Annotated in this window: 14 protein-coding genes and 5 tRNA genes; 1 reads left to right on the forward strand and 18 read right to left on the reverse strand. The window is 32.3% G+C overall.

Annotated features, from left to right (window positions below; all coding sequences use genetic code 11):
- Positions 1 to 17 precede the first annotated feature (17 nt).
- Positions 18 to 1,517: an aminotransferase-like domain-containing protein gene (locus ACFQZW_RS02585; protein ID WP_386781428.1), complete on the forward strand. Its 1,500-nt coding sequence runs from the start codon at positions 18 to 20 to the stop codon at positions 1,515 to 1,517.
- A gap of 37 nt (positions 1,518 to 1,554) precedes the next feature.
- Here ACFQZW_RS02585 and ACFQZW_RS02590 read toward each other — a convergent pair whose 3' ends face one another.
- From ACFQZW_RS02590 to rpsU, 18 genes are all read right to left on the reverse strand, one after another.
- A complete protein-coding gene (locus tag ACFQZW_RS02590; RefSeq protein ID WP_298264556.1) occupies positions 1,555 to 1,869 on the reverse strand; it encodes a DUF3467 domain-containing protein in 315 nt (104 codons plus the stop codon).
- 2 nt (positions 1,870 to 1,871) lie between these two features.
- Positions 1,872 to 6,146 carry a DNA-directed RNA polymerase subunit beta' gene (gene rpoC / locus ACFQZW_RS02595; RefSeq protein ID WP_298264555.1) on the reverse strand — a complete coding sequence of 1,425 codons (4,275 nt, stop codon included), beginning with the start codon at positions 6,144 to 6,146 and terminating at the stop codon, positions 1,872 to 1,874.
- An 86-nt stretch (positions 6,147 to 6,232) separates the two neighbouring features.
- The gene (gene rpoB / locus ACFQZW_RS02600) at positions 6,233 to 10,048 is read right to left on the reverse strand and encodes a DNA-directed RNA polymerase subunit beta (RefSeq protein WP_298264553.1); all 3,816 of its coding nucleotides are present in this window, start codon (positions 10,046 to 10,048) and stop codon (positions 6,233 to 6,235) included.
- A 119-nt stretch (positions 10,049 to 10,167) separates the two neighbouring features.
- A complete protein-coding gene (gene rplL / locus ACFQZW_RS02605) occupies positions 10,168 to 10,542 on the reverse strand; it encodes a 50S ribosomal protein L7/L12 (RefSeq protein WP_298264552.1) in 375 nt (124 codons plus the stop codon).
- Between the two features lie 42 nt (positions 10,543 to 10,584).
- Positions 10,585 to 11,103, reverse strand: a complete 519-nt coding sequence (rplJ, locus tag ACFQZW_RS02610; protein WP_298264551.1) for a 50S ribosomal protein L10 — start codon at positions 11,101 to 11,103, stop codon at positions 10,585 to 10,587.
- 22 nt (positions 11,104 to 11,125) lie between these two features.
- Positions 11,126 to 11,815: a 50S ribosomal protein L1 gene (gene rplA / locus ACFQZW_RS02615; protein ID WP_298264549.1), complete on the reverse strand. Its 690-nt coding sequence runs from the start codon at positions 11,813 to 11,815 to the stop codon at positions 11,126 to 11,128.
- 14 nt (positions 11,816 to 11,829) lie between these two features.
- Positions 11,830 to 12,273, reverse strand: coding sequence for a 50S ribosomal protein L11 (gene rplK, locus ACFQZW_RS02620; RefSeq protein ID WP_298264547.1), 444 nt, complete (start codon positions 12,271 to 12,273; stop codon positions 11,830 to 11,832).
- A 74-nt stretch (positions 12,274 to 12,347) separates the two neighbouring features.
- Positions 12,348 to 12,899 carry a transcription termination/antitermination protein NusG gene (gene nusG / locus ACFQZW_RS02625; protein ID WP_298264546.1) on the reverse strand — a complete coding sequence of 184 codons (552 nt, stop codon included), beginning with the start codon at positions 12,897 to 12,899 and terminating at the stop codon, positions 12,348 to 12,350.
- A gap of 15 nt (positions 12,900 to 12,914) precedes the next feature.
- Positions 12,915 to 13,103, reverse strand: a complete 189-nt coding sequence (gene secE, locus ACFQZW_RS02630) for a preprotein translocase subunit SecE (protein ID WP_298264545.1) — start codon at positions 13,101 to 13,103, stop codon at positions 12,915 to 12,917.
- A 14-nt stretch (positions 13,104 to 13,117) separates the two neighbouring features.
- A tRNA-Trp gene (locus ACFQZW_RS02635) sits at positions 13,118 to 13,190 on the reverse strand.
- Between the two features lie 65 nt (positions 13,191 to 13,255).
- Complete coding sequence (tuf, locus tag ACFQZW_RS02640) at positions 13,256 to 14,443, reverse strand: elongation factor Tu (RefSeq protein WP_298264543.1); 1,188 nt, start codon at positions 14,441 to 14,443, stop codon at positions 13,256 to 13,258.
- 56 nt (positions 14,444 to 14,499) lie between these two features.
- A tRNA-Thr gene (locus ACFQZW_RS02645) sits at positions 14,500 to 14,571 on the reverse strand.
- A gap of 8 nt (positions 14,572 to 14,579) precedes the next feature.
- A tRNA-Gly gene (locus tag ACFQZW_RS02650) sits at positions 14,580 to 14,652 on the reverse strand.
- 49 nt (positions 14,653 to 14,701) lie between these two features.
- Positions 14,702 to 14,782: transfer RNA gene (locus ACFQZW_RS02655), tRNA-Tyr, on the reverse strand.
- A gap of 22 nt (positions 14,783 to 14,804) precedes the next feature.
- Positions 14,805 to 14,878, reverse strand: a tRNA-Thr gene (locus tag ACFQZW_RS02660).
- Positions 14,879 to 14,975: 97 nt separating this feature from the next.
- A complete protein-coding gene (gene hpf / locus ACFQZW_RS02665; protein WP_298264541.1) occupies positions 14,976 to 15,275 on the reverse strand; it encodes a ribosome hibernation-promoting factor, HPF/YfiA family in 300 nt (99 codons plus the stop codon).
- Positions 15,276 to 15,281: 6 nt separating this feature from the next.
- Positions 15,282 to 16,169 (reverse strand): tyrosine-type recombinase/integrase, encoded by an 888-nt coding sequence (locus ACFQZW_RS02670; RefSeq protein WP_386781429.1) that lies wholly within the window; start codon positions 16,167 to 16,169, stop codon positions 15,282 to 15,284.
- Between the two features lie 73 nt (positions 16,170 to 16,242).
- Complete coding sequence (rpsU, locus tag ACFQZW_RS02675; protein WP_298264538.1) at positions 16,243 to 16,440, reverse strand: 30S ribosomal protein S21; 198 nt, start codon at positions 16,438 to 16,440, stop codon at positions 16,243 to 16,245.
- Positions 16,441 to 16,522 lie beyond the last annotated feature (82 nt).

Consider the following 16,522-nt stretch of genomic DNA (forward strand, 5'->3'; position numbering starts at 1 on the left):
AATAGTCCAGATTCAAAATGATAGATAGTCCGGTTAACACTCTTTTTAGACAGTTAATTAATTTAGATAAATCTAAATCACAACCTCTATATCTTCAGGTATCTGGACAAGTTGTAAACGCTATTCAGCGTGGTTATTTAACCAAGGGCACTAGGCTACCAGGAACTCGTGTATTAAGTCAATTATTAAAGGTTCACAGAAATACTGCTGTTGCAATCTATGAAGAATTAGCCTCTCAAGGTTGGGTAGAAATTATTCCAAATAAAGGCACATTTGTTTTAGAACCAGAACAAAAAACAGCAAAGATAAAAGCAACTTCTCAAAAAATAAATGAAGCATATATCTATGCTAAAACCACAGGTTTCCCTTTTCAACAGTCATTACATTTAGCTTCAACAGTTGAATATACAAACGCTAAATATACTATTAATGATGGTAAACCTGATATACGTTTACATCCTGTACATCAATTTACAAGATGGTACAGTGCTGCTATGAAACGAAAGACGTTAATAAATAAATGGAACAAATCAAACGATTTTTTCAACTCTTCATTTCAAACTCAACTATGCAATTACTTAAATGCAACTAGAGGCTTTCATATAAGTCCAAATAACTTAATAAATACACGTAGTATAGAAATGAGTTTATACGTGATCTCACAACTTTTAATAAAACAAAACGATGTTGTATTAGTAGGGCAATTAAGTAATTATGCTTCAAATATGATCTTTCAACAAACAGGTGCAAGTATAAAAACAATCCCTGTAGATAATGAAGGCATAGATGTTGAGTACATTAAAAAGCATTTTGTAAAAAATAGTATTAGATGTGTATATATATGTTCCCATAGAGATTATCCAACAGTAGTAACTTTAAGTGCAGAACGCCGTTTAAAATTACTACAACTTGCTAAAGAATACGGATTTGCTATTATTGAAGATGATTATGATTACGATTTTCAGTTTGAAGGTTCAGCAATGTTACCTATGGCAAGTGCTGACGCCAACGGTATGGTTATTTATTTAGGAAAATTTGGGCAATCCTTATTTCCAAGTTTTCAAACTGGGTTTGTAATAGCACCTGAAAATTTAATTTCAGAAGCTAAGAATTATTTAGAGTTACTTGATAAACAAGGTGATTTAATACAAGAACAAATGCTATCAGAATTAATTAATGAAGGTGAAATTTACCGGCTTACTAAAAAGAATATTGTTATCTATAAAAAAAGACGTGATTTAATATGTAATCTTTTAACTAAATATTTTTTTGAAACAATACAATGGAAAATTCCTTCAGGTGGATTGGCCATTTGGTTACGATTTCATCCTAAAATTTCGCTAGTAAAACTATCCAAAGAAGCTGAAAAAGATGATTTATTTTTGCCAAAAACAATTCTTTATCAAGATAAAAATACTTGTGCTATTCGTTTTGGTTTTGGACATTTAGACGAAAATGAAATTGAACTTGTGATTAAAAAATTAAAAAAAGCTTATGATAAAGTAATTTTAAACTAAAAAAATCCCGAACAAATGTTCGGGATTTTTTTAGTTTTTATGCTTCACCTGTTGGTCCAAAATTCATTGGAATTGGAGGCTGTTCATAGTCTTTTATTTCTCCGTGATTATTTTCAAACCTTTTCACGTTCTCTGCCAAAGCTTTTACCAAACGTTTAGCATGTTGAGGAGTTAAAATTATTCTCGATTTTACTTTAGCTTTAGGTTGCCCTGGCATTACACTTATAAAATCTACAATAAATTCTGAAACCGAATGATTAATAATGGCTAAGTTCGCATAGGTTCCTTCAGCAGTTTTATCATCCAATTCAATATTAATTTGTCCTTCGTTTTTAGGTTTTTGATCACTCATAATTAAAAGTTTGAATCCATTTCTTCTTTAGACCCTACAATAATATTATCATATTGTCTCATTCCTGTACCTGCAGGTATACGTTTACCTACAATTACATTTTCTTTCAATCCTTCTAAGTCATCCACTTTACCACTTACAGCAGCTTCGTTTAAAACTTTGGTTGTTTCTTGGAATGATGCTGCAGAAATAAATGATTTAGTTTGAAGCGATGCTCTTGTAATACCTTGCAGTATTTGTTCTGCAGTTGCAGGTTGTGCATCTCTAGCTTCAACTAAAGCTTTATCTTCTCTACGTAAAACAGAATTTTCATCACGTAATTGACGAGGTGTAATAATTTGTCCTTCTTTTAAGTTTTCAGAATCTCCTGCATTTTCAACTACTTTCATTCCATAAATTTCGTCATTTTCTTCAATAAAGTCATTTTTATGAACTAATTGATTTTCTAAGAACAATGTATCTCCAGAATCAATAATTCTAACTTTACGCATCATTTGACGTACAACAACTTCAAAGTGTTTGTCGTTAATTTTTACCCCTTGTAAACGGTACACCTCTTGAATTTCATTTACTAAATATTCTTGAACCGCTGCTGGACCTTCAATATTTAATATATCATTAGGTGTGATTGCTCCTTCTGAAAGTGGCATACCCGCTTTGATAAAGTCATTCTCTTGAACTAAAATTTGATTAGAAAGTTTAATTAAATACTTCTTAATTTCTCCTAATTTAGATTCAACTATTATTTCACGGTTACCTCTCTTAATTTTTCCAAAAGTAACAACACCATCAATTTCAGAAACCACTGCAGGATTAGATGGGTTACGTGCTTCAAATAACTCAGTAACTCTTGGTAAACCACCCGTAATATCACCTGCTTTACCAGATTTACGTGGAATTTTTACAATTATTTTACCTGAAGGTATTTTATCTCCATCTTCAACAATTAAATGAGCTCCAACAGGTAAATTATAAGATCTAATCACATTATCATTATCATCCTTAACTAATAAAGTAGGAATTAATTTTTTATTTTTAGATTCAGTAATTACCATTTCTTGGAAACCAGTTTGTTCATCAATTTCCACAAGGTAGTTTACACCTTTTTCAATATTCTCAAACTCAATAATTCCTGCAAATTCAGAAACAATTACACCATTAAATGGATCCCATTTACAAATTACATCATTTTTCTTAAGCTTTTGACCATCAGTGATATAGATAAATGAACCATAAGGTATATTATTAGTACTTAATGTTAATCCAGATTTTTCATCAACTAATTTAACTTCTGAAGTTCTAGAAATAACAATATCTACCTCGTTTCCATCTGAATCAATACTTTTTACAGTTCTTAAATCTTCAATTACCGCTTTTCCAGCAAATTTAGATGTTAATGTGTTTTCTTCAGAAATATTTCCTGCAACCCCACCAACGTGGAAAGTTCTTAAGGTTAACTGAGTACCAGGTTCTCCAATAGATTGTGCTGCAATTACACCAACAGCTTCTCCAATTTGAACCATATTTCTGGTTGATAAACTTTGACCATAACACTTAGAGCAAATTCCTTTTTTAGCTTCACAAGTTAATGCAGAACGAACTTCAACACTATCTACTGCTGAATTTTCAATTCTCTTAGCAATCTCAGTAGAAATTTCTTGTCCTGATTTTACTAATACTTCTTCTGTAATTGGATCAATAACATCATGAAGTGATACACGTCCTGAAATTCTTTCGCTTAGTGTTTCAACAATTTCATCATTCTTTTTAAGTGGTTGTACATTTAACCCTCTTAAAGTACCACAATCAAACTCATTTACAATAACATCTTGTGAAACATCAACTAAACGACGTGTTAAGTAACCTGCATCGGCTGTTTTTAAAGCCGTATCTGCTAAACCTTTACGAGCACCGTGAGTAGAAATAAAGTATTCTAAAATTGATAAACCTTCTTTAAAGTTTGATAAAATTGGGTTTTCAATAATTTCTCCACCTCCTGCTGTCGATTTTTTAGGTTTTGCCATTAAACCACGCATACCTGTTAACTGGCGAATTTGTTCTTTAGAACCCCTTGCACCAGAATCTAACATCATATACACCGAGTTAAATCCTTGTTTGTCTTCACGTAATCGCTTCATAGAAAGTTCTGTTAAACGATTGTTTGTAGAACCCCAAATATCAATAACCTGATTGTAACGTTCTTTATTAGTTAACATACCCATGTTATAGTTAGCAATAATATGGTCAACTTGGTCGTTAGCATCAGCTATCATTTTGTGTTTTTCTGGTGGAATAATAATATCACCTAAACTAAATGATAATCCTCCTTGGAATGCAAATTTATATCCCATCCCTTTCATATCATCTAAGAATTTTCCTGTTGTAGGAACATCAGTCACTTTTAAAATTTGACCAATAATATCTCTTAATGATTTTTTATTCAATACCTCATTTACATAACCTGCTGATTCTGGAACTACTTCGTTAAATAAAACTCTACCCACAGTAGTTTCAATAATTTGATCAACTAACTCTCCATTTTCATTAAAGTCTTTAGTTCTAACTTTAACACAAGCATTTAAATCAACAGCTTTTTCGTTAAAAGCAATGGTTACTTCTTCAGGAGAATAGAAAGTTAACCCTTCTCCTTTTACAGGAGCTTCAGGAGTTGATTTTCTTTCTTTTGTCATATAATATAAACCTAATACCATATCCTGTGAAGGCACTGTAATAGGTGCTCCATTAGCTGGGTTTAGTATATTATGTGATGCTAGCATTAGTAACTGACATTCTAAAATAGCTTCAGGTCCTAATGGTAAGTGAACTGCCATTTGGTCACCGTCAAAATCGGCATTAAAAGCTGTACATACCAATGGATGTAGCTGAATTGCTTTTCCTTCAATTAATTTAGGTTGGAATGCTTGAATACCTAGTCTGTGTAAGGTAGGAGCACGGTTTAACATTACAGGATGTCCTTTTAAAACATTCTCTAAAATATCCCATACTACTGGTTCTCTTTTATCTATAATTTTTTTTGCAGATTTTACTGTTTTAACAATTCCTCTTTCAATTAATTTTCTAATTACAAAAGGTTTGTATAATTCAGCTGCCATATCTTTTGGCAATCCGCATTCGTATAACTTTAACTCTGGCCCAACAACAATTACTGAACGTGCAGAATAATCAACACGTTTCCCTAACAAGTTTTGACGGAAACGTCCTTGTTTACCTTTTAAGGAATCAGATAGTGATTTTAAAGGTCTGTTAGACTCTGTTTTTACAGCTGATGATTTACGAGTGTTATCAAATAATGAATCTACAGATTCTTGTAACATACGTTTTTCATTACGTAAAATTACTTCTGGAGCTTTGATTTCAACCAATCTTTTTAAACGATTGTTACGAATAATAACTCTTCGGTATAAATCATTTAAATCTGAAGTTGCAAAACGTCCTCCATCTAATGGTACTAATGGACGTAATTCTGGAGGAGTTACCGGAATTACTTTCATTATCATCCATTCTGGACGGTTCTCTCTGTTTTTATTAGCATCTCTAAATGATTCTACTACATTAAGCCTTTTTAAAGCTTCAGTTTTACGTTGTTTTGAAGTTTCTGTATTAGCTTTATGACGTAATTCATAAGATAATTGATCTAAATCAATTCTATTAAATAAGTCAATTAAACATTCTGCTCCCATTTTAGCGATAAACTTTTCAGGATCGCTGTCATCTAAATATTGATTTTCAATAGGGAATGTTTCAAGAATATCTAGATATTCTTCTTCTGTAAGGAAATCCATTTTTTGCAATGGTTCTCCGTCAGCATTTTTAGCACCAGCTGGCTGAATTACTACATATCTTTCGTAGTAAATAATCATATCTAACTTTTTAGATGGCAATCCTAAAAGATATCCCATTTTGTTAGGTAATGATTTAAAATACCAAATATGAGCTACTGGAACTACTAAATTAATATGTCCTACTCTATCTCTACGAACTTTTTTCTCTGTTACTTCAACACCACATCGGTCACAAACTATCCCTTTATAACGAATTCTTTTGTACTTTCCACAAGCACATTCAAAATCTTTTATAGGGCCAAAAATTCTCTCACAAAATAATCCATCTCGTTCTGGTTTATGAGTTCGGTAGTTAATAGTTTCAGGTTTTAAAACTTCTCCGTTTGATTTCTCTAGAATTGCTTCTGGAGACGATAAACCAATCGAAATTTTATTAAATTTTTTTACAGTGTATTTATCGGTTTTTCTTGCCATAATAATATTGATGGATTCGAATTTAAAAATGTAAAAATATGATTACTTAGAAAGTTAAACCTTAACCTTCTAAGTAATCTTAGTTATTATTCCTCTAATCTAACGTCTAAGCCAAGTCCTCTTAACTCATGCATTAATACGTTAAATGATTCTGGTAATCCTGGCTCAGGCATTGAATCACCTTTAACAATAGCTTCATATGTTTTAGCTCTACCTAGAACATCGTCAGATTTTACTGTTAAAATTTCACGTAATGTACTTGATGCTCCATAAGCTTCAAGTGCCCATACCTCCATCTCTCCAAAACGTTGACCTCCAAATTGAGCTTTACCTCCTAATGGTTGTTGTGTAATTAAAGAGTATGGTCCAATAGAACGTGCGTGCATTTTATCATCAATCATATGACCTAATTTAATCATATAAATTACACCTACAGTTGCTGGTTGATCAAAACGTTCTCCTGTTCCTCCATCATATAAATATGTATGACCGTATTGAGGAACTCCTGCTTCATCAGTTAACTTTGTTATTTGATCAATAGTTGCACCATCAAAAATTGGAGTGGCATATTTTTGATCTAATTTTTGACCAGCCCATCCAAGAACTGTCTCATAAATTTGACCAATATTCATACGAGAAGGTACTCCTAATGGATTTAATACAATATCTACTGGTGTTCCATCTTCTAAGAAAGGCATATCTTCTTGACGAACAATACGGGCAACAATACCTTTGTTTCCGTGACGTCCTGCCATTTTATCACCTACTTTTAATTTACGTTTTTTAGCAATATAAATTTTTGCTAATTTTAAAATTCCTGCTGGTAATTCATCTCCAACTGAAACTGTAAATTTCTCACGACGTAACGACCCTTGTAAATCATTTACTTTTATCTTGTAATTGTGAATTAATTCATTTACAAGTGAGTTTATGTGATCATCTGTAGTCCAAACTCCTTTTGTTAAATAAATAAAATCAGGTACTGCGTTTAACATTTTTAATGTAAACTTCTTCCCTTTTTGAAGAATTTCTTCTCCTAAATCATTTTGTACACCTTGTGACGTTTTACCACTAATTAATGTAAATAGCTTTTCAATTAATATTGATCGTAACTCTTCTAATTTAGCAGTATATTTACTTTCTAAGTTGGCTATACTAACTTTATCTTTAGCTCTTTTAGATTTATCTTTTACAGCGCGTTCAAATAATTTTTTATCAATAACAACACCTCTTAAAGATGGAGAAGCTTTTAATGATGCATCTTTTACATCTCCAGCTTTATCACCAAATATTGCTCTTAATAATTTTTCTTCTGGTGTTGGATCTGATTCTCCTTTTGGTGTAATTTTACCTATTAAAATATCACCAGGTTTTACCTCAGCACCAATACGAATCATTCCGTTTTCATCTAAATCTTTTGTAGCTTCTTCTGAAACGTTAGGAATATCGTTTGTTAATTCTTCTGCTCCTAATTTTGTATCTCTTACTTCTAAAGAATACTCATCAATATGAATAGATGTAAAAATATCTTCTTTTACAACTTTTTCAGAAATTACAATTGCATCCTCAAAGTTATACCCTTTCCAAGGCATAAAGGCTACTTTCATATTTCTACCTAAAGCTAATTCACCTTTTTGGGTGGCATAACCTTCACAAAGTACTTGACCTTCTTCAACTCTATCTCCTTTTTTAACAATTGGTTTTAGGTTAATTGAGGTTCCTTGGTTGGTTTTTCTAAACTTAATTAAATCATATGTTTTACTATCTCCATCAAAGCTTACCATATGATCTTCTTCAGATTTATCGTATTTAATTTTAATGGTATTTGCATCAACATATTCTACAACTCCATCTCCTTCAGCATTCATTAAAATTCTAGAATCTTTAGCAACTCTTCTTTCTAAACCAGTACCAACAATTGGAGATTCTGGTCTTAATAATGGAACTGCTTGACGCATCATATTCGACCCCATTAATGCACGGTTGGCATCATCATGTTCTAAGAATGGAATTAATGACGCAGAAATTGATGCAATTTGGTTTGGAGCAACATCCATATAGTTAACCTTTTCAGGTTCTACTACAGGATAATCTGCTTCTTCACGAACAATTACTTTATCATTAACAAACTTACCATTTTCATCTAAAGGAAGGTTTGATTGCGCAAACTTCATTCCTTCTTCTTCTTCTGCGCTTAAGTATCTAGGCTCATCGGTAATGTTAACATTTCCTTCTTTTACTTCTCTATAAGGAGTTTCTATAAATCCTAAATTATTCACTTTTGCAAAAACAGCCAATGAAGATATTAAACCAATATTTGGTCCTTCAGGAGTTTCAATTGGACATAAACGTCCGTAATGTGTATAGTGAACATCTCGTACCTCAAACCCAGCTCTTTCACGGGATAAACCTCCAGGTCCTAATGCAGATAATCTTCTTTTGTGAGTTATTTCAGCTAATGGATTTGTTTGATCCATAAATTGAGATAACTGGTTTGTTCCAAAGAACGAATTAATTACCGATGATAAAGTTTTAGCATTGATCAAATCAATGGGCGTAAACACCTCATTATCACGAACATTCATACGCTCACGAATGGTACGAGCCATACGAGACAATCCTACACCAAACTGACTAGCTAATTGTTCGCCAACAGTACGTACACGACGATTAGAAAGGTGGTCAATATCATCTACTTCAGCTTTAGAATTAACTAACTTAATTAAATTTTTGATAATTGTAATAATATCAACTTTAGTTAAAACTTTTTGATCGATATCTTCGTTAAGTCCAAGTTTTTTATTCATTCTGTAACGTCCAACTTCACCTAAATTGTAACGTTGTTCAGAAAAGAACAATTTATCAATAATACCTTTAGCTGTTTCAAAATCTGGCGGTTCAGCATTACGTAATTGTCTGTAAATATGCTCAACAGCTTCTTTTTCAGAGTTTGTTGGATCTTTTTGTAAGGTATTGTGTATAATGGCATAATCGGCCATTTCATTGTCTTCTTTATGAAGCAATATAGTTTTTGAGCCAGATTCAATAATCTCCTCAATTTGTTCTTTTTCTAAAATAGTATCTCTATCTAATACTATTTCATTTCTTTCAATAGAAACTACTTCACCAGTATCTTCATCCACAAAATCTTCAAACCAAGTTTTTAAAACACGGGCTGCTAATTTTCTACCTAATACTTTTTTAAGTCCACTTTTTGAAACTTTAACTTCTTCAGCCAAGTTAAATATTTCAAGAATATCTTTATCTCTTTCGTAACCAATAGCTCTAAATAATGTGGTTACAGGTAATTTTTTCTTTCTATCAATATAAGCATACATTACTTGATTGATATCTGTTGCAAACTCTATCCAAGAACCTTTAAAAGGAATTACTCTAGCTGAATATAATTTAGTTCCGTTTGCGTGGAACGACTGTCCAAAGAATACTCCTGGTGAACGGTGTAGCTGAGATACTACAACTCTTTCAGCACCATTTATAACGAAAGTACCACTGTTAGTCATATAAGGAATTGTACCTAAATATACATCTTGTACGATAGTTTCAAAATCTTCGTGCTCAGGATCAGTACAGTACAATTTTAAGCGTGCCTTTAAAGGAACACTATAGGTTAATCCTCTTTCAATACATTCTTGTATAGAATATCTTGGTGGATCAACAAAGTAATCAATAAACTCTAACACAAATTGGTTACGAGTATCTGAAATTGGGAAGTTGTCAAGGAAGGTTTTATATAATCCTTCGGTACTTCGTTCGTCAGCTTTAGTTTTTAATTGGAAAAAATCTTGAAACGATTTTACCTGAATATCTAAAAAATCAGGATATTCAGTTACCAATTTAGCTGATGCAAAGTTTATTCTTTCGGTGAATTTTTTTGTGGCCAATGGACAAAAACTTTAGGTTAAAAAACTATTAAAATATAAGAACGAATATATACGCAAAATGGTTTAGGTCTAAGGGTATCCCCAGACCTAAACCTTAAATTGTTTTAGCTGTTGAAAGCTTATTTAAGCTCAACCTCTGCTCCAGCTTCTTCTAATGAAGCTTTTAATCCTTCAGCTTCGTCTTTAGAAATTCCTTCTTTGATTGGTGCTGGCGCGCTATCAACGATACCTTTAGCTTCTTTTAATCCTAAACCAGTTAATTCTTTAACTAATTTAACAACTGCTAATTTTGAACTACCTGCTGCTTTTAAAATTACATCAAATTCTGATTTTTCTTCAGCTGCTGCTTCTCCACCTGCTGCTGGACCTGCAACTGCTACTGCTGCTGCTGCTGGTTCAATACCGTATTCGTTTTTTAAAATATCAGCTAACTCGTTTACTTCTTTAACTGTTAAGTTAACAAGTTGTTCTGCGAAATCTTTTAAATCTGCCATTTCTCTTTGTTTAAATTTTATTATATTAGTTTATTAGTGCGCTTATTCTTTTTCTGATAAAGTTTTTAGAATACCTGATAATTTACTTCCTCCAGACTGTAATGCTGAAATAACATTTTTAGCTGGTGATTGTAATAATGTAATGATATCTCCAATAACCTCTTCTTTAGATTTAATGTTAACTAGTGAATCTAATTGGTCATCACCAATATAAATTGCCTCTTCAACATAAGCTCCTTTTAATAAAGGTTTGTTTGATTTCTTACGGAATTCTTTAATTAATTTTGCTGGCGCATTACCTGTTTCTGAAAACATTAAAGAAGTATTTCCTTTTAATGTAGATGGTAAGTCACCAAAATCTTTATCAGATTTTTCCATTGCTTTTGAAAGCAATGTATTTTTAACAACTGCCAGTTTTATATTTGCTTTAAAACATGCTCTACGTAAATTAGAGGTGTCTAAAGCATTTAAACCAGAAATATCTGCTAAGTAGATAATGTTTCCATCAGTTAACTGTGTTGTTAAAGCTTCGATTACTTGTGATTTTTCTTCTCTCGTCATAATTACTAAGTTTTAACTTTAATTAAACTGATTTTGGATCTATACCTACTCCAGGACTCATAGTACTTGACATAAAAATACTTTTAATATAAGTTCCTTTTGCAGCTGTTGGTTTTAACTTTATTAAAGTTTGAATTAATTCATTTGCATTTTCAGCAATTTTATTAACGTCAAATGATGCTTTACCAATTGCAGCATGTATAATACCTGTTTTATCAACTTTAAAGTCAATTTTACCAGCTTTTACTTCTGTTACTGCTTTTGCCACATCCATAGTTACAGTACCTGTTTTTGGGTTAGGCATTAACCCTCTAGGACCTAATATACGTCCTAACGGTCCTAATTTACCCATAACACTCGGCATTGTAATTATTACGTCAACATCAGTCCATCCTTCTTTAATTTTTTGAAGGTATTCATCTAACCCAACATAATCAGCACCTGCTGCAGTAGCATCTGCTTCTTTATCTGGAGTTACTAATGCTAAAACTTTAACATCTTTACCTGTTCCGTGAGGTAATGTTACTACCCCTCTAACCATTTGATTAGCTTTACGAGGATCTACTCCTAACTTAACAGCTAAATCAATAGATGCATCAAAATTTACACTAGTAATTTCTTTTACTAAAGCAGAAGCATCTTTTAAAGAATATGCTTGAGTTTTATCAACTTTAGCATGTGCTTCCTTTTGCTTTTTAGTTAATTTTGCCATTTTTAATAACTGTTTTATTGTTTTACTGGAGCTTCTCCTTTTACTCTAATACCCATTGATCGTGCCGTACCCGCCATCATTAACATAGCTGATTCTACTGTAAAAGCATTTAAATCTGCCATTTTATCTTCAGCAATCACTTTCAATTGATCCCAAGTAACTGTAGCTACTTTATTACGATTAGGCTCAGAAGAACCTTTTTTTACTTTAGCTGCTTCTAAAATTTGCACAGCTGCTGGTGGAGTTTTAACAACAAAGTCGAAAGATTTATCCTTGTATACAGTAATTGCAACTGGTAAAACTTTTCCTTGTTTGTCTTGAGTTCTAGCATTAAATTGCTTACAGAACTCCATAATGTTAACTCCGGCAGCACCTAAAGCAGGTCCAACTGGTGGTGATGGGTTTGCAGCACCTCCACGAACTTGTAATTTTACTACTTTACTAACTTCTTTTGCCATTTTTTAATCTTAAATTAGATATTACACATTATTTGGAAGCGATATGTAATACCACAAATTATATTATGTAACAATTATGAAATTTTTTCAACTTGCATATAACTTAGTTCTAATGGTGTTTTTCTTCCGAAAATTTTAACCATTACTTCAAGTTTACGCTTTTCTTCATTTATTTTTTCTATAGTACCATCAAAACCATTAAATGGTCCATCAATTACTTTAACTGTTTCTCCTACTACATATGGTATTGCAACATTATCATTTTGAACTGATAACTCATCAACTTTACCTAACATACGGTTGATTTCAGATTTTCTCATTGGAACAGGATCTCCTCCTTTAACTTCTCCTAAAAACCCAATAACACCAGGAATAGATTTAATTATATGTGGTAATTCTCCACTCAAGTTAGCTTCAATCATAACATAACCTGGAAAGTAAACTCTTTCTTTATTTATTTTCTTTCCATTACGTACTTGAATTACTTTTTCTGTAGGCACTAAAACTCTATCAACATAATCAGTCATTCCCAAACGAGCAATTTCATTTTCAATATAAGATTTTACCTTATTTTCTTGCCCACCAATAGCTCTAACTACGTACCACTTTTTAACAGAATCAGTCATAATAACTTTTTATAATTAAAATAGTTTAAAATACTCCGTCAAACCTGTTTGAAAAACTTTATCTACAAGAAATACTGCCAATGCAAATAAAACTGTAAAAATAGCAACAACTACTGTAGATTTTTGAGCTTCTTCCCAAGAAATCCAAGATACTTTATTGCGTAACTCTTCAAATGAGTCTTTAATATATTTAACTAAATTCATTTTTTCAAATTTTGCACGGGTGGAGAGGCTCGAACTCCCGACACCTGGTTTTGGAGACCAGTGCTCTACCAACTGAGCTACACCCGTAAACATAAGGTGCTCCTCTAAAAAGAAGCACCTATGATTTTATTTTATAACAAAGGTGTATCAGATTAATCTAATAATTCAGTTACCTGACCTGCACCTACTGTTCTACCACCTTCACGGATTGCAAAACGTAAACCTACGTTTAATGCAATTGGTTGGTGTAAATCTACAGTAATAGTTAAGTTATCACCTGGCATTACCATTTCAACTCCATCAGGTAAGTTAATAGTACCTGTTACGTCAGTTGTACGTACGTAAAACTGTGGACGATAGTTGTTGTGGAATGGAGTGTGACGTCCACCTTCTTCTTTTTTAAGGATATAAACCTCAGCTTTAAATTTAGCATGTGGAGTAACTGATTTTGGCTTACAAATTACCATACCTCTACGAATATCTTCTTTTGCAATACCTCTTAATAAGATACCTACGTTATCTCCAGCTTCACCTCTATCTAATATTTTACGGAACATTTCAACTCCAGTAATAGTAGAAGTTAATTTTTCAGCACCCATACCAATAATATCAACAGGATCTCCAGTATTAGCCACACCAGTTTCAATACGACCAGTTGCTACAGTACCACGACCAGTAATTGAGAATACATCTTCAATTGGCATTAAGAAATCTTTATCAACATCACGCTTTGGTAATTCAATCCAGTTATCAACTGCATCCATTAACTCCATAATTTTCTCAACCCATTTAGGCTCTAAATTTAAACCACCTAAAGCAGATCCTTGAATTACAGGAGTATTATCACCATCATATTCGTAGAATGATAATAAATCTCTAATTTCCATCTCTACTAATTCTAGTAACTCTTCATCATCAACCATATCCACTTTATTCATGAATACAACTAATCTTGGAATACCTACCTGACGACCTAATAAGATATGCTCTCTTGTTTGAGGCATTGGACCATCAGTTGCAGCTACTACTATAATAGCACCATCCATTTGAGCAGCACCAGTTACCATGTTCTTTACGTAATCCGCGTGACCTGGACAGTCAACGTGAGCATAGTGACGGTTAGCTGTTTGATATTCTACGTGAGCAGTATTAATTGTAATACCTCTTTCTTTTTCCTCAGGTGCATTATCGATTTGATCGAAATCTTTTACTTCAGAAAGTCCTTTCTCTGCTAATACAACAGTAATAGCAGCTGTTAAGGTTGTTTTACCGTGATCAACGTGTCCAATAGTACCAATGTTTAAATGTGGTTTCGAACGATCGAAGGTTTCTTTAGCCATAATTATTAATTTTTAAATCTTAGTTATATATAGTGTTAAATTCAATTCTTTACTTGAGCCAATGACGGGATTTGAACCCGTGACCTCTTCCTTACCAAGGAAACGCTCTACCCCTGAGCTACACCGGCCAAAAAAGAGCGAGAGACCGGGCTCGAACCGGCGACAGTCAGCTTGGAAGGCTGAAGCTCTACCAACTGAGCTACTCTCGCAATAATTTTTTCAAATCATCATTGGTAATAATTTCTTATTACTTTTTTGTGGTGAGAGGAGGATTCGAACCTCCGAAGCTTGCGCAGCAGATTTACAGTCTGCCCTCGTTGGCCACTTGAGTATCTCACCATTTTAATTTTTCAAAGACCTGAGCCGATGGAGGGACTCGAACCCACGACCTGCTGATTACAAATCAGCTGCTCTAGCCAGCTGAGCTACATCGGCATTTTACTCCACAAAAGAAGTCCGCTATTTCTAACGGACTGCAAATGTATTAAAGTTTTATTTTTAAACAAAACTTTTCTAATTATTTTTTAATAATTTATTTAGCACTTACTTTCTCTTTCATTTTAATTAAAGTTCGCTTTAAAGAATCAACAGCTAATGAAGTTCCTTCTTCAAAAGTTTTACATTGTTTTTTTACTACCATATCATTCCCTGGTACATTCAATTTTATATCTACTGTTTTATTTTCTTTTTCGCTGGTTTGTTGCACCTTTAAAAACACTTCACAATCTACTATTCTATCATAATATTTTTCTAAATTATTTACTTTTTTCTCAATAAATTCGATAAGCTTCTTATCTGCATTAAAATTAACCGACTGTACATATACTTTCATAAGAAATTAGTTTTTTTTGCTCCTTGGGTGAGCTTGGTTATATACTTCTTTTAACTTACCCAAACTACTGTGGGTATATACTTGTGTTGACGCTAAACTAGAATGCCCAAGTAATTCTTTAACCGAGTTTAAATCTGCGCCTTCATCTAATAGGTGTGTTGCAAAAGAATGCCTAATAATATGTGGGCTCTTTTTAACTTTTGACGACACACAACTAAAATAATTATTTATTATACGATACACAAGTGTATCATAAATTTTTTTACCTTTTTTTGTAAGAAATAAATAAGCTTCTTTTTTAGTTAGCTCTTCTCTAAAAATAATATATTTTTTTAAGGATTCTTTTACTGATTTTAACAACGGAATATAACGTTCTTTATTTCTTTTTCCTAATACTTTAACAGTATCATTAACAAAGTCAATATCTGTTATTTTAATATTAGTCAATTCGCTTCTTCTTATCCCTGTTGAATAAAATAATTCGACTATTACTTTATTTCTAACAGTTTCAAAATCAACCACACCAACATCAAAATTTATAACATCTGAAATTTCCTTTTTTGAAAAAGGAACTTGAACTTGCTTTGCAACTTTTAAAGCCTGATGCTTTTGAAGTGGATTTACCTTTATTTGGCTTGTTTTTAAAAGGAATTTATAAAATGATTTTAAGGAAGAAATTTTTCTATTTATAGTTCTATTTGAAATGTTCAATTCCACTAAACTTACAATCCAACTTCTAATTTGAGCGTAATTTACAGATGTAATATTACTAGAATGAAATTCTTTTTCGCAAAACTGTTGAAAAGTACAAAGGTCATTTTTATAGGCTGTAACCGTATGTTCTGAGTATTTTTTTTCTAAAGATAGGTATTTTAAAAAGGAAGTTATAGGCATAAAAAAACCGTTAGCACACAAATTTACGAATTGTTATTTGCATTTACTAACGGTTTAGTATTTTAATCAAAAATTAACCTTGCTCTTCTGCTGTTCTTAATCTTTGAATATATTGAGCTTTTATGTTTTGCGCACGTTTTGTAACTGATGGCTTATTGAATTGTTTACGGTTACGTAAATTTTTCATTGTTTTAGTACGATCAAATTTTCTTTTATAACGTTTTAACGCTCTATCAATATTTTCTCCGTCTTTAACTGGTATGATTAACATATTTTAGCACCTCCTTTCAAACTGTTCTTTTTAAATTTTGGATTGCAAAGATACAAACAATTTAAATACCTACAATAAATAA

It is taken from the genome of Lutibacter aestuarii, assembly GCF_042676885.1.
GTDB classification, from domain to species: domain Bacteria; phylum Bacteroidota; class Bacteroidia; order Flavobacteriales; family Flavobacteriaceae; genus Lutibacter; species Lutibacter aestuarii.

Bases quoted from the DNA above. Each gene is read 5' to 3' on its own strand.
- ACFQZW_RS02670 (WP_386781429.1), bottom strand. From the start codon at position 16,169: ATGCCTATAACTTCCTTTTTAAAATACCTATCTTTAGAAAAAAAATAC.
- rplK (WP_298264547.1), bottom strand. From the start codon at position 12,273: ATGGCAAAAGAAGTTAGTAAAGTAGTAAAATTACAAGTTCGTGGAGGT.
- secE (WP_298264545.1), bottom strand. From the start codon at position 13,103: ATGAATTTAGTTAAATATATTAAAGACTCATTTGAAGAGTTACGCAAT.
- tuf (WP_298264543.1), bottom strand. From the start codon at position 14,443: ATGGCTAAAGAAACCTTCGATCGTTCGAAACCACATTTAAACATTGGT.
- nusG (WP_298264546.1), bottom strand. From the start codon at position 12,899: ATGACTGATTCTGTTAAAAAGTGGTACGTAGTTAGAGCTATTGGTGGG.
- ACFQZW_RS02590 (WP_298264556.1), bottom strand. From the start codon at position 1,869: ATGAGTGATCAAAAACCTAAAAACGAAGGACAAATTAATATTGAATTG.
- rplJ (WP_298264551.1), bottom strand. From the start codon at position 11,103: ATGACGAGAGAAGAAAAATCACAAGTAATCGAAGCTTTAACAACACAG.
- hpf (WP_298264541.1), bottom strand. From the start codon at position 15,275: ATGAAAGTATATGTACAGTCGGTTAATTTTAATGCAGATAAGAAGCTT.
- ACFQZW_RS02585 (WP_386781428.1), top strand. From the start codon at position 18: ATGATAGATAGTCCGGTTAACACTCTTTTTAGACAGTTAATTAATTTA.
- rpsU (WP_298264538.1), bottom strand. From the start codon at position 16,440: ATGTTAATCATACCAGTTAAAGACGGAGAAAATATTGATAGAGCGTTA.
- rplA (WP_298264549.1), bottom strand. From the start codon at position 11,815: ATGGCAAAATTAACTAAAAAGCAAAAGGAAGCACATGCTAAAGTTGAT.
- rplL (WP_298264552.1), bottom strand. From the start codon at position 10,542: ATGGCAGATTTAAAAGATTTCGCAGAACAACTTGTTAACTTAACAGTT.
- rpoC (WP_298264555.1), bottom strand. From the start codon at position 6,146: ATGGCAAGAAAAACCGATAAATACACTGTAAAAAAATTTAATAAAATT.